Source organism: Polynucleobacter sp. AM-7D1 (assembly GCF_018688455.1).
Classification (GTDB): Bacteria; Pseudomonadota; Gammaproteobacteria; order Burkholderiales; family Burkholderiaceae; genus Polynucleobacter.
Map to the genome: position 1 here is coordinate 181,874 of NZ_CP061319.1, position 21,948 is coordinate 203,821.

Here is a 21,948-nt window from a genome sequence, read left to right on the forward strand (position 1 = left end):
GCTCATCCAGGGTGGATTAGCTTAAATGTAGATATTAATTGAGGTTTCAAACCATGTACGCGGTCATAAAAACCGGTGGCAAACAGTATAAAGTTGCTGCAGGCGAAAAATTGAAAATAGAACAGATACCAGCGGAAATCGGCAGCGAAATCACTCTTGACCAAGTCTTAGCCGTAGGCGAAGGCACTTCACTCAAATTGGGTGATCCATTGGTTAATGGTGCAGCTGTGATGGCCACTGTCGTCTCCCAGGGACGTCACGATAAAGTGACAATCTTTAAGATGCGCCGTCGCAAGCATTATCAAAAGCACCAAGGCCATCGTCAGAATTACACAGAAATTCTGATTAACACGATCAAAGCCTAATTTAGGCTAACGGCTAAATAGCAGGAGAAAGATATGGCACAGAAAAAAGGCGGCGGCTCGACACGAAATGGCCGCGACTCAGAATCGAAACGCTTGGGCGTTAAAGTTTTTGGCGGCGAGCAAATCAACGCTGGCAGCATCATCATTCGTCAACGTGGTACACGAGTACATCCGGGTATGAACGTTGGTATTGGTAAAGATCACACTTTGTTTGCCTTGGTTGACGGACAAGTGGAATTTGGCGTGAAGGGTGCTTTGAAGAAGGCCCAGGTTTCAGTTCTCCCGCGTTCATAAGGCGCCTGACTGAGACACGTTTGATTCAGATTTATTCCGAATTTAACTCTTAGGAACAGGCCTCGCTAAGCGAGGCCTTTTTTATTCATGAAATTTATAGACGAAGCTCGTATTGAAGTCATAGCTGGCCAAGGTGGCGCCGGGAGTGCCTCCATGCGCCGCGAAAAGTTTATTGAATTCGGTGGTCCTGATGGTGGCGATGGCGGTAAAGGCGGAAGCGTATGGGCAACCGCTGATCGCAACATCAATACGCTGATTGACTATCGTTACGCCAAAACGCACACTGCAAAGAATGGTGAGCCTGGTCGTGGCGCCGACTGTTATGGTCGCGCAGGCGACGATATTGAGTTGCGTATGCCAGTTGGAACCATCATTTCTGATTATGAAACTGGTGAACCGATTGCCGACTTAACCACGCACGGTGAGCGCCTTTGTTTGGCGCAGGGCGGTGTTGGGGGATGGGGAAATATTCACTTTAAGAGTAGTACGAACCGCGCTCCTCGCCAAAAGACGAATGGCAAAGAGGGTGAGCGTCGTAAGCTCAAACTTGAATTAAAAGTATTGGCTGATGTTGGTTTATTAGGTATGCCGAATGCCGGTAAATCGACTTTGATCACCGCTGTGTCTAACGCGCGACCAAAGATTGCGGACTATCCGTTTACAACCTTACATCCAAATTTGGGTGTGGTACGTGTAGGCGCTGAGCGTAGCTTTGTGATTGCAGATATTCCGGGATTAATCGAAGGTGCCGCAGAAGGTGCTGGCTTGGGTCATCGCTTCTTAAGACACTTGCAGCGCACTGGTGTGCTCTTGCATTTAGTCGATATTGCTCCATTTGATGAGAATATTGATTCAGTGGCAGATGCTGTTGCTATCGTGAATGAGTTACGTAAGTACGATGAAGCCTTGGTTGAGAAGCCGCGCTGGTTAGTGCTGAACAAAGTCGACATGATTCCCGAGGAAGATCGCAAAAAAGTGGTTGCAGACTTTATTAAACGCTTTAAGTGGAAGGGTCCTGTTTTTGAGATCTCCGCTTTAACAGGCTTGGGCTGCGATAAGTTGTGCTATTCATTGCAAGACTACTTGGACTCTATTCGTAAAGATAGGGATGATGAAGATGAGCGTGCTGCTGATCCGCGTTATCAAGAACAAGCCCAGACAGAAGATAAAACTCCAGATTAAGCGGTAGTCATTTGAGACCTGAATTTGATATGAGCACTCAGCAAGCTAAACGAATCGTAGTAAAAGTAGGTTCAAGCCTAGTCACTAATAATGGTGAGGGTTTGGATCGCGCTGCAATCGGTATGTGGGCAGAGCAAATGGCTGCCCTGCTAGCTGCTGGGCATGAGGTGTTGATGGTCAGTTCCGGTGCGATTGCTGAAGGCATGCAACGTCTTGGCTGGAGTAAGCGTCCGCAGGAAATTCATCAACTACAAGCTGCAGCTGCAGTTGGTCAGATGGGTTTAGTGCAGGTTTATGAAAGTTGTTTTGCGCGTTTTAATTTGCGCAGTGCGCAAGTGTTGCTAACAAATGCAGACTTAGCCCATGCAGAACGCAATGCCAATGCCAAGGCGACATTAGATACTTTGCTAAAGCTTGGCGTTGTCCCCATCATTAATGAAAACGATACCGTTGTTACTGATGAAATTAAATTTGGTGATAACGATAGCCTGGCCGCATTAGTCACGAATTTAATTTATGCGGACTTACTAGTGATCTTGACTGATCAAGGCGGATTGTTTACTGCTGATCCGCGTCAAGATGCTACCGCCACTCTTTTGAGTGATGCTACTGCTGGTGATCCTGCTTTAGAAAAGATGGCTGGTGGTGCTGCAAGTGAGTTGAGTAAGGGTGGCATGTTGACCAAAGTGTTGGCTGCGAAAGTTGCCGCGCAAACAGGGGCTGCAACTATCATTGCCTCTGGGCGCGAGCCTCAAGTTCTCACTCGCCTGCTAAATGGTGAAAAAATTGGTACCTACCTGACTGCTGCTTAAGCACCACAATGAAACGTAATCAGCTCAATACTTTTCAACGGATTACATTACTCCATATGAATTAGTAGGTTTTGTGCCACCAGTGAATCCATTTGGGTTCAGTGACTGAATAACGTTTTTGATACTCTTTTCTTGAGTGTTGAAGTTGCAAAATGCTCCTTGAGCTAAAGCAGCTTGATAACGATTTGGTGTGTGATCCTTTATTGGATTCCAGCTAGAAAGAGGGTTTTCTTTCCAAGTATTGGATTCAAAGGTGCCATAGAGTCGCCATTGGAAAGAGTCGCAACGAATACCTTCGTATTGAACTTGGCTGTTTCCATTGGGACTAGTCAAAATAACAATGTATCGCGTGATGCCGTCATTACCGATCAAAATCGAGTCAGTGTCGATTGCAAACTTGAAAATTGTTTGCTGTGATACGTAAAAGGGTTGAATGGTTGATTTATTGGGAGGGTTCAATGGCATTGCTGTTGCACCTTCTTTGAAGACCATTGGTGCAAAAGGGTCGACCCCGCTCTCCAGTGGATCACCTGCACATCCTGCTAGGACTACGCTGATAGCTAAGCCAAGGGTTGAGAGTCTAAGACTGCGAATGGATGGTTTCATCATGGCTTATTAGTGGGATTTACTTCTTTTGGCTCATCTTCTTCACCCCCATACAGGGATTGAAATAAATCGAGTGGAGATCCCCAGGCAAGTTGCTGCATACGTATACCGCGGGACAAGTAGCGCGCAAGCTCGGAGAGGGCTAATTGATAGACTTCGCGTTTGAAGTCAATTACGGTATCTAGTTGAATCCAAAATGGAACCCATCGCCAGGCATCAAATTCTGGATGTTCTGAAGCGCGCAGCTGAATATCGGTATCTAAACCCACTAAGCGCAGCAAAAACCAGATTTGTTTTTGACCGCGATAGCTGGCTCGATGCGTTTTAGAGGCATGTTGACGACGCAGGAACTCCTCTGGGACGTCGTAACGAAGCCAGTCCCTAGTACGTCCAATAATTTGGACATGTTCTGGCATTAAGCCCACTTCCTCATGCAATTCGCGGTACATGGCCTGCTCTGGGCTTTCACCATGCTGAATCCCGCCCTGCGGGAACTGCCACGAATGCTGCCCAACGCGTTTTCCCCAGAAAACCTCGTTATGGCTATTGAGGAGGACTATGCCGACATTGGGTCGATACCCTTCACGGTCAAGCATGAGATCGTGCCTCAAATCCTTTAAAATCAATGATTTGATTATATCCATACATGAAAGCTTCACAGTCATTTCTCGCCACACTAAAAGAAGCCCCTTCCGACGCTGAGGTGGTTTCGCACAAACTCATGGTGCGTGCCGGTTTAATTCGTAAGCTCAGCGCTGGCATCTACAACTATTTGCCTTTGGGATTGAAGTCCATTCGCAAGGTAGAAAACATCATCCGTGAAGAAATGAATCGCGCTGGTGCAATCGAATTGCTGATGCCAATGGTTCAGCCTGCAGAGCTGTGGCAAGAGACGGGCCGCTGGGAAAAGATGGGACCCGAGTTGCTTCGCATTAAGGATCGTCATGATCGTGACTTTTTAATTCAGCCAACATCCGAAGAGGTGGTGACTGATTTAGCGCGTAATGAAATTAAGAGTTATAAACAGCTGCCGGTGAACTTTTACCAAATTCAGACTAAGTTTCGTGATGAGCGTCGCCCACGTTTTGGAATCATGCGTGGTCGTGAGTTCAGTATGAAGGATGCTTACTCCTTTGATCGCGATACTGAGGGATTGAAGAAGTCTTATCAAATTATGTTTGATGCTTACACTCGTATCTTCAAGCGTATGGGCTTGAAGTTTCGCGCAGTAACGGCAGATAACGGTGCTATTGGCGGATCAGGTAGTCAAGAGTTTCATGTGATTGCAGATACTGGTGAAGATGCCATTGTGTATTGCCCAAATTCTGATTACGCTGCCAACCTTGAGGCTGCTGAGTCAGTCTCATTAATTGCGGTACGCAGTGCTGCAACTCAGGAGCTGACTAAAGTTGCGACACCAAATCAAACAAACTGCGCTGAGGTTGCCAAATTTTTAAACCTGCCGCTAGAGCATACTGTGAAGTCATTATTGTTTGCTGCTGATCAAGAAGAGGGCTCAGCCAAATTATTTATGCTGTTAGTGCGCGGTGATCATGAGCTAAATGAAATCAAGGCGAGCAAGATTCCTGGAATGGCAGAGTCACGTTTTGCCAGTGAAGCTGAAATCATGCAGGCATGTAATGCACCAGCGGGCTATTTAGGGCCAGTTGGAATTGCTGCTGATGTGACTGTAGTTGCAGATCGTACTGTTGCCAATATGGCTGATTTTGTGTGCGGCGCTAATGATTCTGGTCATCACTTAACCGGTGTGAATTGGGGTCGTGATTTACCAGAGCCTTTAGTGATGGATTTGCGTAATGCCGTAATCGGTGATCCGTCCCCTGATGGTAAGGGTGTTGTGGATATCTGCCGCGGCATTGAAGTGGGCCATGTATTTCAATTGGGCACACGCTACTCTGAAGCAATGGGTTGCACCTATCTTGATCAACAAGGCAAAGCACAGCCTATGGTGATGGGTTGTTACGGTATTGGTGTAACTCGTTTATTGGGCGCTGCAATTGAGCAGGGTAATGATGAGCGCGGAATTATTTGGCCGATTTCGATGGCACCATTTGAAGTGGTAATTTGTCCAATGGGTTACGATAAATCAGAGGCAGTGAAAGTTGCTGCTGATCAATTACATGATGAGTTGATTGCTGATGGAGTCGATGTGGTGTTGGATGACCGAGGTGAAAGACCGGGTGCAATGTTTGCAGACTGGGAATTAATTGGTGTTCCGTTCCGCGTGGTGATCGGTGATCGTGGTCTTGCAGATGCTCAAGTCGAATTCAAGGGTCGTACCGATGCTGAATCAGAAAATATCCCGCTATCAGAAATTAAAGCAAAAGTGATTGCTGCAATTGAGTCCGCTAAGAAACTCGTTTCTTAAGCCAAATAGTTTTTAAGTATTATTTTTTAAAGAGTCCGCCAATGCCCTTGGCGGCTCCTTTGGCTGCCATGGATGCCATAGTGCGCGCCATCTTGCCGCCCTTGAACTGTTTCATCATGGTTTGCATTTGTTCAAACTGTGCAAGCAGACGATTGACTTCTTGAACCTCAACACCTGCGCCCGCTGCAATCCGACGTTTGCGCGTGGCTTTCAATAACTCCGGTTTCGCACGCTCTTTGGGTGTCATGCTATCGATGATTCCGCGCATGCGCTTGGTTTGTTTATCGGCAGCGCTTAAATTGGTTTTGGAGGCAGCTTGTGCCATATGACTTGGTAGTTTATCCATCAAACTTGCCATGCCTCCCATCTGTTGCATCTGCACCAGTTGATCACGGAAGTCGCCCAGATCAAACCCGCCTTTAGAAATCTTACTCGCTAACTTTTCTGCTTTCGCAACGTCAACGTTTTGTTGGGCTTGTTCAACCAGTGCAAGAATGTCGCCCATACCCAAGATACGGGTTGCCATGCGGTCAGCATCGAATGCTTCGAGGCCATCCATTTTTTCAGCAACACCAATGAACTTGAGTGGCACACCTGTAACTTGACGTACAGAGAGTGCGGCACCACCTCGTGAGTCACCATCGAGTTTGGTGAGGATTACACCAGTGAGTGGGAGTGCCTCATGGAATGCTTTGGCTGTATTAACAGCATCTTGACCCAACATCGCATCAACAACAAACAAGGTCTCGATCGGATTGAGATTGGCGTGCAAGGTTTTAATTTCTTGCATCAGCGCTTCATCAATACCAAGCCGACCAGCTGTATCTACCAAGAGCACATCAAAATAATGGCGGCGAGCCCAATCAAGAGCGGCAGCAGCAATTTCACTTGGCTTTTGATTAATATTGCTTGGGAAAAATTCAGCGCCAACTTGTTTAGTGACGGTTTCTAGCTGTTCGATAGCTGCAGGGCGATAGACGTCACAAGAAACAGTTAACACCTTCTTTTTCTTCTTTTCTTGAAGAAACTTGGCTAACTTACCTACCGAGGTAGTTTTACCGGCACCCTGCAAGCCAGCCATCAGAATAACTGCTGGAGGTTGAGTAGCTAGATTCAGTTCACCACTTTGCGCGGTATCTCCACGCATGACTTGGGCTAGCTCACGTTGCACCACCCCAACAAGCGCTTGGCCGGGGCTAAGGCTTCCAACCACTTCTTCGCCAAGGGCTTTAAATTTAATTTGCTCAAGCAAAGATTTAACGACTGGAAGTGCAACGTCCGCCTCCAGCAAGGCCAGCCGGATCTCCCGCAGCATTTCTGCGGTGTTTTCTTCGGTAAGGCGAGCTTGCCCCCGCATTGTTTTCACAACACGAGATAGGCGATCGGTGAGATTCTCTAGCATTTATCGATTAGACTTTCCAGATGGATATTTTAGGTTACTCAGGCTCGGGATGGCTCCCATCTGCACTTTATTTACTGCTTTTGGTCTTTTTAAGTTCGCGACCAAAGGGAAAAATTGAATCGCCAGCTTTTACAGGCTTGGTTCAGGCACTCATCTTATTGATTTTGCTGGTACATGGAATTGTGCTGCACGACTCGGTCTTTACCCCTGAGGGATTTGTTTTTGGTTTTGCCCAGGATTTGTCACTAATCGCTTGGGTTGGCCTTGCTTTTTATTGGTTCCAGTCTTGGTTTTTGCCGATCTCTAGCTTGCGTTGGCTAGTTTTGTGTTTTGCACTGACCTGCTCGGCATTGCCTGCCCTTTTCTCAGGCACCTTAATTTCTCCAAAGGCCGTCTCTGATCCTTGGTTTAAAGGGCATTTTATTGTGGCTACGATCTCAGTTGGATTATTGAGTTTGGCGGCGATGCATGCCATGTTGATGAGTATTCAGGACCGAGCATTACATCGTCAGTTAGCCATTCTCCCCAATAGTCGTATAGCCCACTGGCTTGAGGATTTGCCGCCCTTGATGACAATGGAAAGTCTGTTGTTTAACTTACTGTATGTGGGTGTTGCACTTCTGAGTTTGACAGTATTTTCAGGCCTACTTTTTTCACAAGCATTATTTGGTAAGCCGCTTGTTTTTGATCACAAGACCATCTTTGCATTGATTTCCTGGCTCTTGTTTTCTGGGCTTCTCATAGCCCGTTGGCGTGTTGGTTTACGTGGGCGTGTGGCCGTTCGTTGGGTCTTGAGTGCTTATGTCGTCTTGCTACTGGCTTATGTTGGCAGTAGATTTGTTTTGGAAGTAATTCTTCAGAGAGTATGACGTTTTGATTAAGTGGCTTTTACTAATTGCTGGCGCAGGCGCTTTGTACCTTTGGATAAAAGGAAAAAAACAAACAAAGCTCAATAGCGATGAGGCTGCCAAGATAAAGGCTGAGCGAAACAAAGTTGTTGAGCCAGAAGTGATTGTCCAGTGCCGCCATTGTTCAGTACACCTTCCAAGGCCCGAGGCAATTAGGCAAGAGGATCGCTATTATTGTTCTCAAGAACATCTTGATTGCTTGGATGATCAGGGTTGGCTGGGTTCTGCCGCTTGGCTAATTTCACCAAATCAGGATATTCGGCCAGAAGGTGTCGCTCCTGATTTAGTGGTGATTCATCACATCAGTCTTCCGCCCGGCGGTTTTGCAGATCGCAACTCAACGCAATTCATTGTGGATTTTTTCCAAAATAGGCTTGATTCATCACTTCACCCTTATTTTGAAGAAATTGCTGATCAAAAGGTATCGAGCCATTTTCTGATTGCACGTAATGGTGAGGTCTATCAGTTTGTCTCTACTCAGAAGAAAGCCTGGCACGCCGGTGTTTCATCTTTTTTAGGTCGCGAGAAGTGCAATGATTTCTCTATTGGAATTGAGTTGGAGGGTGATGATGAACATCCTTTTGAAGATATTCAGTATTCCATCCTGGCTAAATTAAGCGCTCAACTAAGTGCTGCCTACCCTAATCTGCAATTTGCTGGCCATAGCGATATTGCCCCCGGCAGAAAAACGGACCCCGGCATTCAATTTAGTTGGCAAAAGTTCCAAGCCAAAACCGGCATTTCAGCTAAAAAAATACCCTTTGGTTTGGACCCGCGTTAGGGCACCTAAGTAGTATGTGAGCACACGCTCACTTTCTTGCCCTTTAGTTAAAAAGGGCTATTAATTTCGCACCAAAATAGCCCTTAAATTCCTGGAATGCCTAGGAAAAATACTTATAAATATTCGTCAGAAATATCTTACCAAATTCCAAATATTTCCCTATACTTAGTGTCAAATGCACTTCGAGACACTAGATGTAGTGTTTGAATTCGGCAATACCCTATTGTTTTTTAACGATTTTTTGTCCAAATAACTATATATAAGTAGGAAAAATATGACATACGCTAACCCCCAGACAGCAGGACAGACTGCCGGCACAAATAATCCAGGGATGCACCCTTCGGAATCCATGAATCAAACCCCGTCTGCTGGCTTTGTAGCTGGGGGAGTTGGCGGTGGTCAAGCCACTCAATTGTCTGACTACAAAATCATTCGCCGAAATGGCTCAGTAGTGGCATTTGAGCCATCAAAGATTGCGATTGCGGTGACTAAAGCTTTTCTGGCGGTTAATGGCGGTCAGGGAGCAGCATCTGCACGTGTTCGTGAACAAGTAGAGCAATTAACTCACTCAGTAGTGCGTGCCTTGTTGCGTAGCCGTCCGAATGGCGGCACATTCCATATTGAAGATATTCAAGATCAGGTTGAGTTGGCTTTGATGCGCAGTGGTGAACACAATGTTGCGCGTGCGTATGTTCTCTACCGCGAGAAGCGCAATCAAGAGCGTGCAACACAACAGGGTATCGCACAAGAAACACAGGCAGCTACTCAAGCTGGTGAATCTGGCCTGAAGGTTACCGACGATGGGGTAGAGAAATGGCTGGATATGGCTGCTTTGCGCACCATTATTGAGGCAGCATGTGAAGGGCTTGGTAACAATATTGATGCAAGCCCAATCATTACTGAAACTATCAAGAATTTGTACGATGGTGTGCCGATGGCACAGGTGTATGACTCAGCGATTTTGGCGTCACGCACTTTGATTGAAAAAGATCCTGCATACAGTCAAGTGACCGCACGCATCTTAATGCACGTGATTCGTAAAGAAATTTTAGGTCGCGAAGTACTGCAAGGCGATATGCAGGCTGAGTACGCCACCTACTTTGCCAAGTACATCAATGAAGGTATTTCTGCTGAGCTCTTGGATCCACGCATGCGTGAGTTTGATCTACCAAGATTAGCGGCAGCCTTGAATGCAAGTCGTGACTTGCAGTTCAATTACCTTGGCTTGCAAACTTTGTATGACCGCTATTTCTTGCATATTGAAGACCGTCGTATTGAAATGCCACAGGCTTTCTTCATGCGCGTTGCAATGGGCTTGTCTTTGAATGAGTTGGATCGCGAGCGTCGTGCAATCGAGTTCTATGAAATTCTCTCTACATTTGATTTCATGTCCAGTACGCCAACATTGTTTAACTCAGCGACAACACGTCCTCAGTTATCAAGCTGCTACTTGACAACGGTGGATGATGATTTGGACGGCATCTATGAAGCATTGAAAGAAAATGCACTCTTGTCTAAGTTTGCTGGCGGTTTAGGTAATGACTGGACAAACGTGCGCGCCTTGGGAAGTCATATCAAAGGCACTAACGGTAAGTCACAAGGTGTGGTGCCATTCTTAAAAGTGGTGAACGACACAGCAGTTGCGGTGAACCAAGGTGGTAAGCGTAAGGGTGCAGTTTGTGCTTACCTAGAGACATGGCACTTAGATATTGAAGAGTTCCTCGAGTTGCGTAAGAACACCGGTGATGACCGTCGCCGTACGCATGATATGAATACGTCTAACTGGATTCCAGACTTATTCATGAAGCGTGTAATGGAGGGTGGTGAGTGGACATTGTTCTCGCCTTCAAATACGCCTGACTTGCATGATAAATATGGCAAGGCTTTTGAAGAGGCCTATGTTGCCTATGAGAAAAAAGCGGATGCTGGTGAATTGAAACCATTCCGCCGCATTCCTGCGCAGCAATTATGGCGCAAGATGTTGGGCATGCTGTTTGAAACTGGTCACCCATGGATTACATTTAAAGATCCTTGCAATATTCGTAGCCCACAACAGCATATTGGTGTGGTCCACTCTTCTAATTTGTGCACTGAGATTACTCTGAACACAAACGAAAGTGAGATTGCTGTGTGTAACTTGGGTTCTGTGAACTTAACAGCCCATATGACTACCGATGCATCTGGCAAGATGATTTTGGATCACGAGAAGCTCCAGAAAACAATTCGTACTGCAATGCGTATGTTGGATAACGTCATTGATATCAACTACTACGCTGTTGCTAAAGCCCGTAACTCCAACTTGAAGCATCGTCCAGTTGGTATGGGCATCATGGGCTTCCAGGATTGCTTGCATATGCAACGCATTCCTTACGCTAGTGATGAAGCGGTGAAGTTTGCTGATTCCTCTATGGAGGCAGTGTGCTACTACGCCTATCAAGCATCCAATGAGTTGGCTGAAGAGCGTGGCGTGTACAGCACTTACAAAGGATCTTTGTGGGATCGCGGCATTCTTCCGCAAGACTCAGTAGCTTTGTTGGCAGCAGAGCGTGGCGGTTACCTTGAGGTGGATAGCTCATCTACGATGAACTGGGATGGTTTGCGTGCCCGCATCAAGCAGCATGGTATGCGCAACTCCAATTGCGTAGCAATTGCACCAACCGCAACGATTTCCAACATCATTGGCGTTTCAGCTTGTATAGAGCCTACATTCCAGAACTTGTTTGTGAAATCTAACCTTTCGGGTGAGTTCACAGTAGTAAACGAGTATTTAGTTCGTGATTTGAAGGATCGCGGCCTTTGGGATGAAGTGATGATTGCCGATTTGAAGTACTTTGACGGTACTTTGTCTAAGATTGATCGTGTTCCACAAGATTTACGTGACTTGTATGCCACTGCATTTGAAGTGGAGCCAAGCTGGTTGGTTGAGGCAGCTTCACGTCGTCAGAAGTGGATTGACCAAGCGCAGTCACTCAATATCTACATGGGCGGTGCATCAGGTAAGAAATTAGATGACACTTACAAACTGGCTTGGTTGCGTGGTCTGAAAACTACGTATTACCTCCGCACAATGGCTGCAACTCACGTTGAGAAGTCAACTGTTTCAAGCGGTCAGTTAAATGCAGTTTCCAGCGGTGGTGGTGTGAATGGTACAGATGCATCAGCAGCGCAAGAATTGGATGGCCCAGCATGCACAATGCGCCCGGGCGATGCTGGATTTGAAGAATGCGAAGCTTGTCAGTAAGCATTTGATTGCTGATCTATAAAAGAAAAGAATTTAGGAGATTGTTATGTTGAATTGGGAAGAAGAAGTTGCGCCGGCACTAGCAAGAGCAGGTCTCGCACAGCAACCAGTTGTGGCAGAACCACAGCGCCCACAAGCAGACGAAGTCGCAATTGCGCCTCAAGTCGCCGCACCTACACAAGCCGCTTCATTAGGCGGTGGCGCAGCTTTGCGTGTTAATGCTGCTGATAAGCGTGTAATTAATGCAAAGACTGACGTAAATCAGCTGGTTCCGTTTAAATATAAGTGGGCTTGGGAGAAATATCTTGCTGGTTGTGCAAACCATTGGATGCCGCAAGAGATTAATATGAATCGCGATATCGCGCTTTGGAAGGATCCCAACGGCTTAACTGAAGATGAGCGTCGCATTATCAAGCGCAACCTTGGTTTCTTCACAACAGCAGATTCTTTGGCGGCAAATAATATTGTTTTGGGTACTTATCGCCACATCACTGCTCCAGAATGCCGTCAATATCTATTGCGTCAAGCGTTTGAGGAGGCAATTCATACTCATGCCTATCAATATATTGTGGAATCTTTGGGCTTAGATCAGAGCGAAATCTTTAATGCGTACAACGAGATTGAGTCTATTCGCGCTAAAGATGAGTTCTTAATTCCTTACATTGACGTATTAACTAACCCTAATTTCAAAACTGGAACATTAGAAACTGACCAAACTTTGCTGCGATCACTCATTGTTTTTGCATGCGTGATGGAAGGTTTGTTCTTTTATGTTGGTTTTACGCAAATACTTGCGATGGGTCGTCAAAACAAAATGACGGGTGCAGCTGAGCAGTATCAATACATCCTTCGTGACGAGTCTATGCACTGCAATTTTGGTATTGATTTAATTAATCAAATCAAGCTGGAGAACCCGCAGTTATGGACTTCTGCGTTCAAAGATGAGATCAAATCTATCTTCGAAAAAGCAGTGGAATTAGAGTACCGTTATGCAGAGGATACGATGCCTCGCGGAGTGCTCGGATTGAACGCGCCGATGTTCAAAGGTTACCTAAGATACATCTGTAATCGCAGATGTTTGCAAATAGGACTTGACGCAATGTTCCCAAATGAAGAGAATCCATTCCCATGGATGTCAGAAATGATTGATCTGAAAAAAGAGAGAAACTTTTTTGAGACACGCGTTATTGAGTATCAAACTGGCGGTGCGCTAAGTTGGGAATAGTAGTCAGGTAGAAAGCGCATAGCCGGCTAAATAGGAGATTAGACGGTTGGATAGTTTTAAAAGTCAGCAAAACCAGACTCAAATCCGAAAATCCTTGTCCAAGGGTGTCTGGTCTACTCTCCCTATTTTTTCCAGCAAATTTAAGAAGCCGTTGTCCTTTGGGGCCACGGCTTTTTTTCCAGGATTCATTAGCGTGCAGCACTTAGCATCAAGCCGCGCGCCGATGAATGGCTCGCTCGTCGGCTCCAATCGGTTGCAAAACCAAGCGGAAATGAATTGGTCGGGTCTTCTTAATCGGTAGTTTGTACTAATCCTCACGTGAAGGAGCATTACTATGGCAATCGCCAAGAAAAAAGTTGCTGCAAAGAAACCTGCTGCTAAAAAAGCTGCTGCTAAGAAGCCTGCTGCTAAAAAAGTAGCTGCTAAGAAGCGTCCTGCTGCTAAAAAAGCTGCTGCTAAGAAGCCTGCTGCTAAAAAAGTAGCTAAGAAGAAGCCTGCTGCTAAAAAAGCTGCTGCTAAGAAGCCTGCTGCTAAAAAAGTAGCTAAGAAGAAGCCTGCTGCTAAAAAAGCTGCTGCTAAAAAGCCTGCTGCTAAAAAAGTAGCACGTAAAGTAGCAAAAAAAAAGTAAGTAAGCCTGCTGCGAAGAAAGCGGGCAAGGCTGCAAAAAAGCCCGTGGCTAACAAAGCTGCTACTTCAACTGCGTTGAATCCAGCTGCTGCTTGGCCCTTCCCAACTGGCACGCGCCCATAAGCTCTGCTTGTAGGCGGGTGAAGTTCAAAGGGATCTCTCACGAGATCCCTTTTTTATTAGCTCTTTTGAGAAGAGTTTTATCTAGAAGGTAAATCCGAACGCGGATTTGAACTGAGCGGCGATTTCATCTTTGCTCATTTGGTGATTTTGTGGTCCCTGATGGGTAATTTTGATTGAGCCCATCAAACTGGCTAAGCGGCCAGTGGTTTCCCAATCCATGCCATTTTCCAATCCAAATAGCAATCCACCTCGGAATGCATCACCGCAACCGGTTGGATCAACTACTTTTGCTGCAGGTACTGGCGGAATTGCGATGCATTTACCTTCAAAGTAAATATCTGCACCCTCAGCACCCTTGGTCACGATTAATGCTTTCACCCTTTCGGCCACTTTGGCCAGGCTCAAACCGGTCCTTTGAGAAAGCATTTCACCCTCATAGTCATTTACAGCGAGAAAACTCGCAATATCCACCAGCTCTAATAGTTCTGGGCCATTGAACATTGGCAAACCCTGGCCTGGATCAAAAACAAATGGGATGCCTGCTTCAGCTAACTGATGGCAGTGTTCCCACATTCCTTGACGACCGTCTGGGGCGACAATGCCGAACTTTGCTGCGTCTTTAGCATTCTTATTGCGTTCTGCCACTACTGCAGAAACTTGGTTTAGATGGGATTCGCCCATTGCACCGGGATGAAAAGCAGTAATTTGATTATTGGCTTGATCAGTTGTGATCATGGCTTGGGCAGTAAATGCCTGCTCAATCTGCCGAATATGTGTCGCATCAATCTTCAGCTGCTTAAGGCGATCAAAGTAAGGGGTGGCATCACCACCTACTGTTGCCATAATGATTGGGTCGCCACCGAGAAGACTGAGGTTATAGGCAATATTGCCTGCACAACCACCAAATTCACGGCGCATTGTAGGGACCAAGAATGCAACGTTGAGGATGTGAATTTGCTCAGGCAGGATTTGATCGGCAAATTTGCCTTCAAAGTTCATGATGGTGTCGTAAGCGATGGAACCGCAGATCAAGCTGGCCATAAATAATTACTTTCTAATAAAAATCAATTGAAATGAGTGTGAAGTGGAGTCTGGAGTCTACTTTTCAGGGTAAAAAATTCTGACGCGATAGCCTGCAGCATTTTGCGGAAGAGAAATTGGGAGTTCAGAAGAAAAAATTTCACCAGAAGGTGCGCCTTGGTTTAAAAAATCAGTATGTGATTCTTGCCAAGCGCTTGATAACCATTCTTGCGGTGTAAATTGAATCGATTTAATCTCGGCTTCCTCTGCATCTGTGAGAGTAATTTCTAAATTTGGAAATAAAACTGATAATGCGAGACGATTTTGCAACTGAACTTGCATTACAAATTGATTTAAATCGTTTTTAAGGCCCTCTCGCGCGTTTTCAGGCGAAAGAGTGACTGAAGTTATTTTCCATGCAGCAAAATCGCTTACAGAGCGATTTACGCACCTTAGTGCACGACACAATTGCTCGTCCAATTTCTGTAATAGAGAAAAAGCGCTGCTTGCTATCGGAGAAGAGCTGCCATCAACGCGTGTTGCTAATGCAGGCAACAAAGAATTTCTAGAAAGATGCTCACCAAAAATAATGAGCAGGATTAAAAATAGGCTGAGAAGAATTAATTTAAGACTTTTTTTTTGAGCCGGCACAGAGGCATCTGTGTTTTTGCTGGTCAAATTTGCTGTATTGCCCATTTCAGGAAGGGTGCCGTGCAAACAGACCCAACCTTCACTTTCTTTCCAGACGGAAAGGTTTAACCATTGGCTATAGGTGGCAATAACTTCTTCTGCTTGACGAGCTAGCACCCCAGACAACACAATTTTTCCACCCGGACGCATTTTATTTACCAAGGCTGGGGCTAAAACTTGTAGCGGATTTGCCAAAATATTGGCCATCACGATGTCGTATTTAGTTTCTGCAGCAAGTTCTGGCGCATTTTCATTGGGCAGAACAAAACGAATCACCGTATTGTTGATTTCTGCATTGCTACTTGCCGCAACCATGGCTTGTGGATCAATGTCGGTTCCAACAACGGGATTGCAGCCCAGTTTTGCAGCAGCTATTGCCAGAATTCCAGATCCGCAACCATAATCCAAGAGACTTTGGTTTTGTAGTTGTGTATTTTGTTCCAACCAAAGAAGGCAGAGATGGGTTGTTGGGTGACTGCCAGTGCCAAATGCTAAGCCTGGATCTACCGCTAAACAAATTGCATTCGGGTCAGTAGGCGCATCATGCCAGGAGGGTACTACCCAAATGCGCTCGCCAATCTGAATTGGAGCAAATTGGCTCTGGGTTAAGCGTACCCAGTCCTGCTCCTCAACAATCTTTTGTTCTGGAGTGGGAAGATTGAATCCTGCTTCCTTTAGGGATGCGAGCAGCTCAGGAATGAAATTCACCGCTCCTGAGTCGTCTAACTCAGGATTAAACAGCGCGGTGACTGAAGAGCGGTCCCAGGCTTGAACCTCTGGCGAGAGCCCTGGTTCACCATAAAGTGGGTTTTCATCATAGCCACCCGCAGCATCGTCTTCAACAGTGACAGAGAGTGCGCCCACTTCCAGCAATGCATCACCCAAAGGTTCCGCAATTTCTGCAGGTACCGTGAAAACAAGCTCACGATAAGACATGCTTACTCCAAATCAACATCACTTGACGGCGGCTTAGGGCTTGCCGCGACTGGCGGCTTGCTCTTCTAGACGGTGCTCCAGATAGTGAATGCTGGTTCCGCCTTCTATAAAGTTTGGATCGAGCATGAGTTCGCGATGGAGTGGCACATTAGTCGTAATCCCATCAATCACCATCTCAGAAAGCGCAATCTGCATACGACGAATCGCTTGTTCGCGAGTGTTGCCGTAAGAAATCAATTTACCAATCATCGAATCGTAATTGGATGGCACTACATAGCCACTGTAGGCATGTGAGTCAACACGAATGCCAGGGCCACCTGGCATATGGAATGAACCAATTTTTCCTGGGCTTGGTGTGAACTTGAATGGATCTTCTGCATTGAGACGGCATTCGATAGCGTGACCACGGAAAACGATATCTTTCTGGCGATAGCTGAGTTTTAAGCCAGCGGCGATGCGAATTTGTTCCTGAACAATATCCACGCCAGTAATCATTTCAGTAACTGGATGCTCAACTTGAACGCGGGTATTCATCTCAATGAAGAAGAATTCACCGTCTTCATACAAGAATTCAAAAGTACCAGCACCGCGATAACCAATTTTTCTACAAGCTTCTGCACAGCGTTCGCCAATCTTAGCAATCAAACGGCGATCAATGCCAGGTGCTGGAGCTTCTTCAATGACTTTTTGATGGCGACGTTGCATCGAGCAATCACGCTCACCTAACCAAATGGCATTTCCATGGGTATCAGCCAAAATCTGAATCTCTACGTGGCGAGGTTTTTCTAAAAACTTCTCCATATAGACTTCTGGGTTGCCAAAAGCACGGCCAGCCTCTTCTTTGGTCATATTGACCGCATTCAGAAGAGCGGCTTCGGTATGTACTACGCGCATACCGCGGCCACCACCACCGCCAGCGGCTTTAATGATGACTGGATAGCCAACACGTTTTGCCGTAGTAATAATTTCTTTTGGATTGTCTGGCAAAGCGCCTTCTGATCCAGGAACACAAGGAACGCCTGCTTTGATCATGGCGCGCTTGGCTGAAACCTTATCGCCCATCAGGCGAATTGAAGCGGCAGTTGGGCCAATAAATGCAAAACCGGATTTTTCAACGCGCTCAGCAAAGTCAGCATTCTCAGACAGAAAGCCATAGCCAGGATGAATCGCTTCAGCATCTGTTACTTCCGCTGCTGAAATGATGGCAGGCATATTGAGATAGCTCAGCGGTGACGGGGCCGGCCCAATGCAGACTGCTTCGTCTGCAAGCTTCACGTATTTAGCTTCTTTATCTGCGGTTGAGTAGACCACCACAGTTTTAATTCCCAACTCGCGGCATGCGCGTTGGATACGGAGAGCAATTTCTCCGCGATTGGCAATCAGAATCTTATCGAACATGTCGGCTCTGAGTTAAGTAACGGTGGATTGGAATAGATCTAAAAGGGATCTATTAAGCGATGATGAACAGAGGCTGGTCAAACTCAACACCTTGGCCGTTCTCACACAGAATTTGCTTAATAACACCGGCTTGCTCGGATTCGATCTCATTGAGTAGTTTCATCGCTTCAATGATGCACAGCGTTTGCCCCACTTTGACTGTATCGCCAACTTTGACAAAGTCAGGAGACTCAGGATTTGGTGCGCGATAGAAGGTTCCTACCATTGGTGAACGAGCTACAAAACCAGTTTCAGCAGGCGCCTCTTCAGCAGTCGGTGCAGTAACTGCTGGCGCTGCGGCAGGAGCAGCTTGCATTGCCTGAGCTGGGGCTGGATTGGCGTAAACCACTTGACCAGCTGGAGCTGGAGATCCGGCATTCACAATGCGAACACGATCTTCACCTTCATTCACTTCTAGTTCAGAAATTCCTGATTCAGAAACAAGGTCGATTAGGGTTTTCAGTTTTCTCAGATCCATGGAAGGGCTTCCTCTCTTGTAATTCTTAATTAGTCTTTATTTTTGTAAACGTGCGATTGCTGCTTGTAAGGCCAATTCGTATCCAATTGCCCCTAGTCCGCAGATCACGCCAGTGGCGATATCCGATAGATAGGAATGTTTGCGGAATTCTTCACGCTGGTGAATATTGGACAGGTGTACTTCTGTGAATGGGATGGCTACTCCAGCCAAGGCATCACGTAAGGCAACGCTAGTATGGGTAAAGGCGCCTGGATTAATGATGATGAAATCCACCTCATCTTGTTTGGCTTTTTGAACTCGGTCAATGAGCTCGCCTTCGTGATTACTTTGGAAGGTGGATAAATCGACTGAGTGGGACTTGGAGATTGCGCCAAGCTTCGTATGAATATCTTCTAGAGTAGTTTTGCCATAAACCTCTGGCTCACGGGTGCCCAATAAGTTGAGATTAGGGCCTTGAATAACAAGAATTGAAGTATTTTTCGACATAGATCGATATTTTTAGAGGCAGTTAGGTTTAATTACGCAAATACAGCTTTTCTCTAAAACTGCTTACTTCATGAAGAGTCCCCCTCATGTAGCACAGGCAAAGTATACCCCTAGAGCTTGATGATCAGTCCAAAAAATGGGGCAAAAATGAGCTATTTTTTTATGATTTTAAGAGCAAATGTTGAAAATATGAATAGAAAATGCCTAATTCCTGCTCGAATCTTATTTGGTAACAGTAATTAAAATACCTTATAAAGCAGATTTAATTGATTTTCTGAGCTCTTCTTCGCTTATCTTGCCTAATTTGCTGCTGGTTGACTTACCTTGACTGTTGATGATGATGGTGTAGGGTAAGGCGCCTTGAGAGTTGCCCATTTGCTTAGATAGATTGCTGCCTTCTAGTCCGCCAATCACAATGGGATAGGAAACTGGGGTCATTTCTAGGAATTGACGAATATTAGAGGGTGAATCAATACCGATACCGACAAATAAGACATTTTGACTCTTAAACTCGGCTTGTAATTTGTCTAAAGTGGGCATTTCTTCAACACAAGGAGGGCACCAAGAGGCCCAAAAGTTGACTACAAGTACTTTTCCTTGCCATTGCGCCGTGTCAACTGGCTTGCCATCAGCCGTTTGCCATGGGTTGGCAAAAAAGGCTTTGATAGCTGGATCACTTGCCAGGCCAGTTTTGTAAATCCATTGCGAAGTCAATACTCCTGCAAGCAGGGCTACTAGACTAATTCCGGCGATATTAATCCACTGTCTTCGGTTCATTGCTACTCCTTAGCTAAAATTCCCCAATGCATATTCATATCTTGGGCATTTGCGGTACTTTCATGGGCGGCATTGCCGCAATCGCTCGGCAGGCCGGACATCGCGTAACTGGCTGTGATGCCAACGTCTATCCACCAATGAGCACGCAACTTGAGGCTCAGGGTATTGAGCTCATTGAGGGATTCTCGCCCGACCAATTATTACAGTTTGAGACTATGCCTGATTTATTTGTAATCGGTAACGTCGTTTCTCGTGGCAATCCGCTGATGGAGGCCATCCTGAATCAAGGGCTTCCTTACACATCTGGACCCCAGTGGCTTGGTGAGCAAGTATTGTTAAATAGGCATGTATTGGCTGTTGCTGGCACTCACGGTAAAACGACTACCTCTGCCATGTTGGCCTGGATCTTAGAATTTAATGACTATATGCCAGGCTATTTAATTGGCGGAGTGCCATTGAATTTCACGGTATCAGCTCGTCTGGGTGAGAGCAAATACTTTGTGATTGAGGCGGATGAATACGACACCGCCTTTTTTGATAAACGCAGTAAGTTTGTCCACTATCGTCCGCGCACCGCTTTATTAAACAATCTTGAGTTTGATCACGCCGATATTTTTGCTGATCTTGCTGCAATCGAAACGCAGTTTCATCATTTAGTCCGTACGGTACCGGGTAACGGTCTTGTTGTGGTGAATGGTGAGGAGCCTGCCCTAGAGAGGGTTATTGCAAGAGGCGCTTGGGCGCCTGTTGAAAAGTTTGGCCAAGATAAAAATAATGCCTGGTCATTAATTTCTCAAGCGGCAGATGGCTTCGTTGTTCTGCAGGATGGTAAAGAAGTTGCAGCGGTGACCTGGGCCCCAGACTCTGGTGTCATGGGTCGACATAATCAACTCAATGCATTGGCAGCGGTTGCTTCTGCAAACCATATTGGCATTTCTCCATCTGATGCAGCACGTGCTCTTGCTGAGTTTAAGAATGTGAAACGTCGCTTAGAAACGATTGGCGTAGCAAATGAGGTGACGGTCTACGATGATTTTGCGCATCACCCAACTGCAATTATTACTACGGTAGATGGCTTGCGTCGTCGCGTAGGGCAGTCTCGAATTTTGGCGATATTAGAACCGCGTTCTAATACGATGAAACTCGGCGTCATGAAGGCGCAACTACCCAATAGTCTAGAGGCAGCCGATAAGATTTTTGCTTATGGGGCTAGTGCTGGTAAAGATTCCTTAGGTTGGGACTTAAATGAAGTCTTAGCACCATTAAATGCCAAAGAAAAAGATCGTGCATTGGCCTTTGATGATCTATCTGCTTTGGTCAAAGCTGTTGCCAATGAAGCAAAGCCTGGAGATCACATTTTGGTGATGAGTAATGGTGGTTTTGGTGGTGTGCATCAAAAAATATTGACCGCAATACAAGAGAAAGCAAAGTAATGAGTATGAGACTAAAAGATAAAGTAGCCATCATTACTGGGGCCGCAAAAGGGATTGGCTTTGCAACGGCGAAGCGCTTTGCACAAGAGGGTGCAAAAGTCATGATCACGGATGTGAACCCTGATGTAGTGAAGGCTGCAGTTGATCTCATTCCTGGCTCGGAAGCTTTTGTCATGAACGTGACTGATCGTGCAAGTGTTGAAGCAGCTGTTGATCAAATCATGCAGCGTCACGGGCGTATTGATATTTTGATTAACAATGCTGGCATCACACAAGATGCACGCTTAGTCAAAATGACGGAAGCGCAATTTGATACGGTGATTGATGTCAATCTCAAGGGTGTATTCAATTGCACGCAATTGGTTGTACCGCATATGTTGGAGGCAGGCAAAGGAGCGGTCGTTAATGCTTCTAGTGTTGTGGGTATTTATGGAAACTTTGGACAGACAAACTATTCAGCAACGAAGTTTGGTGTGATTGGATTCACTAAAACTTGGGCGCGTGAATTAGGTCCAAAAGGTATTCGGGTAAATGCAGTGTGCCCAGGCTTTATTGCCACTGAGATGGTCAAAGCCATGCCAGAAAACATCCTAAAAGATATTGAAAGACGCAGCTGGCTGGGTCGCCTAGGTACTCCCGAAGAAATGGCAAACGTGTATTTATTCTTGGCGAGCGATGAAGCTAGTTATGTCAATGGCGTTGCACTTGAGGCCAGCGGCGGGATCTCTCTCTAAGC

Annotated in this window: 19 protein-coding genes and 3 pseudogenes; 12 read left to right on the forward strand and 10 right to left on the reverse strand. The window is 46.0% G+C overall.

Annotated elements, in window-relative coordinates; translation table 11 throughout:
- Positions 1–53 precede the first annotated feature (53 nt).
- The 4 genes and pseudogenes from rplU to proB form a co-directional block, all read left to right on the forward strand.
- Entirely contained in the window at positions 54–365 is a 312-nt protein-coding gene (rplU, locus tag GQ359_RS01000; protein WP_215387122.1) for a 50S ribosomal protein L21, read from the forward strand.
- Between the two features lie 33 nt (positions 366–398).
- Positions 399–659, forward strand: coding sequence for a 50S ribosomal protein L27 (gene rpmA, locus GQ359_RS01005; protein ID WP_015420374.1), 261 nt, complete (start codon positions 399–401; stop codon positions 657–659).
- A gap of 87 nt (positions 660–746) precedes the next feature.
- Positions 747–1,841, forward strand: a complete 1,095-nt coding sequence (gene obgE, locus GQ359_RS01010; protein WP_215387123.1) for a GTPase ObgE — start codon at positions 747–749, stop codon at positions 1,839–1,841.
- A 29-nt stretch (positions 1,842–1,870) separates the two neighbouring features.
- Positions 1,871–2,647 (forward strand): annotated as a pseudogene (gene proB / locus GQ359_RS01015) (glutamate 5-kinase); the annotation flags it as partial.
- A 48-nt stretch (positions 2,648–2,695) separates the two neighbouring features.
- Here the strand turns inward: proB and GQ359_RS01020 are convergent.
- Both GQ359_RS01020 and GQ359_RS01025 read right to left on the reverse strand, forming a co-directional pair.
- A complete protein-coding gene (locus GQ359_RS01020) occupies positions 2,696–3,262 on the reverse strand; it encodes a CNP1-like family protein (RefSeq protein ID WP_251367893.1) in 567 nt (188 codons plus the stop codon).
- The gene (locus GQ359_RS01025; protein ID WP_215387125.1) at positions 3,259–3,855 is read right to left on the reverse strand and encodes an RNA pyrophosphohydrolase; all 597 of its coding nucleotides are present in this window, start codon (positions 3,853–3,855) and stop codon (positions 3,259–3,261) included. The genes GQ359_RS01020 and GQ359_RS01025 overlap by 4 nt, the downstream gene beginning before the upstream one ends.
- Positions 3,856–3,905: 50 nt before the next feature.
- Between GQ359_RS01025 and GQ359_RS01030 the strand changes: the two genes are divergently transcribed.
- A complete protein-coding gene (locus GQ359_RS01030; RefSeq protein WP_215387126.1) occupies positions 3,906–5,648 on the forward strand; it encodes a proline--tRNA ligase in 1,743 nt (580 codons plus the stop codon).
- Between the two features lie 19 nt (positions 5,649–5,667).
- Here the strand turns inward: GQ359_RS01030 and ffh are convergent, their stop codons facing one another.
- Positions 5,668–7,050, reverse strand: coding sequence for a signal recognition particle protein (gene ffh, locus GQ359_RS01035; RefSeq protein ID WP_215387127.1), 1,383 nt, complete (start codon positions 7,048–7,050; stop codon positions 5,668–5,670).
- A 20-nt stretch (positions 7,051–7,070) separates the two neighbouring features.
- Between ffh and GQ359_RS01040 the strand changes: the two genes are divergently transcribed.
- The 5 genes and pseudogenes from GQ359_RS01040 to GQ359_RS01060 form a co-directional block, all read left to right on the forward strand.
- A complete protein-coding gene (locus GQ359_RS01040) occupies positions 7,071–7,919 on the forward strand; it encodes an inner membrane protein YpjD (RefSeq protein ID WP_215387128.1) in 849 nt (282 codons plus the stop codon).
- Between the two features lie 4 nt (positions 7,920–7,923).
- Positions 7,924–8,739, forward strand: coding sequence for a 1,6-anhydro-N-acetylmuramyl-L-alanine amidase AmpD (gene ampD, locus GQ359_RS01045; protein ID WP_256442528.1), 816 nt, complete (start codon positions 7,924–7,926; stop codon positions 8,737–8,739).
- A 274-nt stretch (positions 8,740–9,013) separates the two neighbouring features.
- A complete protein-coding gene (locus GQ359_RS01050) occupies positions 9,014–11,980 on the forward strand; it encodes a ribonucleoside-diphosphate reductase subunit alpha (RefSeq protein ID WP_215302457.1) in 2,967 nt (988 codons plus the stop codon).
- 46 nt (positions 11,981–12,026) lie between these two features.
- Complete coding sequence (locus GQ359_RS01055; RefSeq protein WP_215302458.1) at positions 12,027–13,205, forward strand: ribonucleotide-diphosphate reductase subunit beta; 1,179 nt, start codon at positions 12,027–12,029, stop codon at positions 13,203–13,205.
- A gap of 343 nt (positions 13,206–13,548) precedes the next feature.
- Positions 13,549–13,955: pseudogene (locus GQ359_RS01060) on the forward strand (histone H1-like DNA-binding protein); the annotation flags it as partial.
- Positions 13,956–14,036: 81 nt separating this feature from the next.
- Here the strand turns inward: GQ359_RS01060 and GQ359_RS01065 are convergent.
- The 7 genes and pseudogenes from GQ359_RS01065 to GQ359_RS01090 form a co-directional block, all read right to left on the reverse strand.
- Positions 14,037–14,996, reverse strand: coding sequence for a carbohydrate kinase family protein (locus tag GQ359_RS01065; RefSeq protein WP_215387129.1), 960 nt, complete (start codon positions 14,994–14,996; stop codon positions 14,037–14,039).
- 57 nt (positions 14,997–15,053) lie between these two features.
- Positions 15,054–15,671, reverse strand: coding sequence for a DUF3426 domain-containing protein (locus tag GQ359_RS10115; RefSeq protein WP_251367943.1), 618 nt, complete (start codon positions 15,669–15,671; stop codon positions 15,054–15,056).
- A pseudogene (gene prmA / locus GQ359_RS10120) lies at positions 15,672–16,601 on the reverse strand (50S ribosomal protein L11 methyltransferase); the annotation flags it as partial.
- 33 nt (positions 16,602–16,634) lie between these two features.
- Positions 16,635–17,999 (reverse strand): acetyl-CoA carboxylase biotin carboxylase subunit, encoded by a 1,365-nt coding sequence (accC, locus tag GQ359_RS01075; protein ID WP_215302461.1) that lies wholly within the window; start codon positions 17,997–17,999, stop codon positions 16,635–16,637.
- Between the two features lie 52 nt (positions 18,000–18,051).
- Positions 18,052–18,516 (reverse strand): acetyl-CoA carboxylase biotin carboxyl carrier protein, encoded by a 465-nt coding sequence (accB, locus tag GQ359_RS01080; RefSeq protein ID WP_215387131.1) that lies wholly within the window; start codon positions 18,514–18,516, stop codon positions 18,052–18,054.
- 36 nt (positions 18,517–18,552) lie between these two features.
- Positions 18,553–19,002: a type II 3-dehydroquinate dehydratase gene (gene aroQ / locus GQ359_RS01085; RefSeq protein WP_215387132.1), complete on the reverse strand. Its 450-nt coding sequence runs from the start codon at positions 19,000–19,002 to the stop codon at positions 18,553–18,555.
- A gap of 249 nt (positions 19,003–19,251) precedes the next feature.
- The gene (locus GQ359_RS01090) at positions 19,252–19,779 is read right to left on the reverse strand and encodes a TlpA disulfide reductase family protein (protein ID WP_215387133.1); all 528 of its coding nucleotides are present in this window, start codon (positions 19,777–19,779) and stop codon (positions 19,252–19,254) included.
- Positions 19,780–19,805: 26 nt separating this feature from the next.
- Between GQ359_RS01090 and mpl the strand changes: the two genes are divergently transcribed.
- Together mpl and fabG are read left to right on the forward strand one after the other, a co-directional pair.
- Positions 19,806–21,212, forward strand: coding sequence for a UDP-N-acetylmuramate:L-alanyl-gamma-D-glutamyl-meso-diaminopimelate ligase (gene mpl, locus GQ359_RS01095; RefSeq protein ID WP_215387134.1), 1,407 nt, complete (start codon positions 19,806–19,808; stop codon positions 21,210–21,212).
- 5 nt (positions 21,213–21,217) lie between these two features.
- Positions 21,218–21,946 carry a 3-oxoacyl-ACP reductase FabG gene (gene fabG / locus GQ359_RS01100; RefSeq protein ID WP_215387838.1) on the forward strand — a complete coding sequence of 243 codons (729 nt, stop codon included), beginning with the start codon at positions 21,218–21,220 and terminating at the stop codon, positions 21,944–21,946.
- Positions 21,947–21,948: the final 2 nt, after the last annotated feature.

What these genes read in the sequence shown, in the direction of transcription:
- rplU (WP_215387122.1), top strand. Translation starts at nt 54, where the DNA reads ATGTACGCGGTCATAAAAACCGGTGGCAAACAGTATAAAGTTGCTGCA.
- rpmA (WP_015420374.1), top strand. Translation starts at nt 399, where the DNA reads ATGGCACAGAAAAAAGGCGGCGGCTCGACACGAAATGGCCGCGACTCA.
- obgE (WP_215387123.1), top strand. Translation starts at nt 747, where the DNA reads ATGAAATTTATAGACGAAGCTCGTATTGAAGTCATAGCTGGCCAAGGT.
- GQ359_RS01020 (WP_251367893.1), bottom strand. Translation starts at nt 3,262, where the DNA reads ATGATGAAACCATCCATTCGCAGTCTTAGACTCTCAACCCTTGGCTTA.
- GQ359_RS01025 (WP_215387125.1), bottom strand. Translation starts at nt 3,855, where the DNA reads ATGCTTGACCGTGAAGGGTATCGACCCAATGTCGGCATAGTCCTCCTC.
- GQ359_RS01030 (WP_215387126.1), top strand. Translation starts at nt 3,906, where the DNA reads ATGAAAGCTTCACAGTCATTTCTCGCCACACTAAAAGAAGCCCCTTCC.
- ffh (WP_215387127.1), bottom strand. Translation starts at nt 7,050, where the DNA reads ATGCTAGAGAATCTCACCGATCGCCTATCTCGTGTTGTGAAAACAATG.
- GQ359_RS01040 (WP_215387128.1), top strand. Translation starts at nt 7,071, where the DNA reads ATGGATATTTTAGGTTACTCAGGCTCGGGATGGCTCCCATCTGCACTT.
- GQ359_RS01050 (WP_215302457.1), top strand. Translation starts at nt 9,014, where the DNA reads ATGACATACGCTAACCCCCAGACAGCAGGACAGACTGCCGGCACAAAT.
- GQ359_RS01055 (WP_215302458.1), top strand. Translation starts at nt 12,027, where the DNA reads ATGTTGAATTGGGAAGAAGAAGTTGCGCCGGCACTAGCAAGAGCAGGT.
- GQ359_RS01065 (WP_215387129.1), bottom strand. Translation starts at nt 14,996, where the DNA reads ATGGCCAGCTTGATCTGCGGTTCCATCGCTTACGACACCATCATGAAC.
- GQ359_RS10115 (WP_251367943.1), bottom strand. Translation starts at nt 15,671, where the DNA reads ATGGGCAATACAGCAAATTTGACCAGCAAAAACACAGATGCCTCTGTG.
- accC (WP_215302461.1), bottom strand. Translation starts at nt 17,999, where the DNA reads ATGTTCGATAAGATTCTGATTGCCAATCGCGGAGAAATTGCTCTCCGT.
- accB (WP_215387131.1), bottom strand. Translation starts at nt 18,516, where the DNA reads ATGGATCTGAGAAAACTGAAAACCCTAATCGACCTTGTTTCTGAATCA.
- aroQ (WP_215387132.1), bottom strand. Translation starts at nt 19,002, where the DNA reads ATGTCGAAAAATACTTCAATTCTTGTTATTCAAGGCCCTAATCTCAAC.
- GQ359_RS01090 (WP_215387133.1), bottom strand. Translation starts at nt 19,779, where the DNA reads ATGAACCGAAGACAGTGGATTAATATCGCCGGAATTAGTCTAGTAGCC.
- mpl (WP_215387134.1), top strand. Translation starts at nt 19,806, where the DNA reads ATGCATATTCATATCTTGGGCATTTGCGGTACTTTCATGGGCGGCATT.
- fabG (WP_215387838.1), top strand. Translation starts at nt 21,218, where the DNA reads ATGAGACTAAAAGATAAAGTAGCCATCATTACTGGGGCCGCAAAAGGG.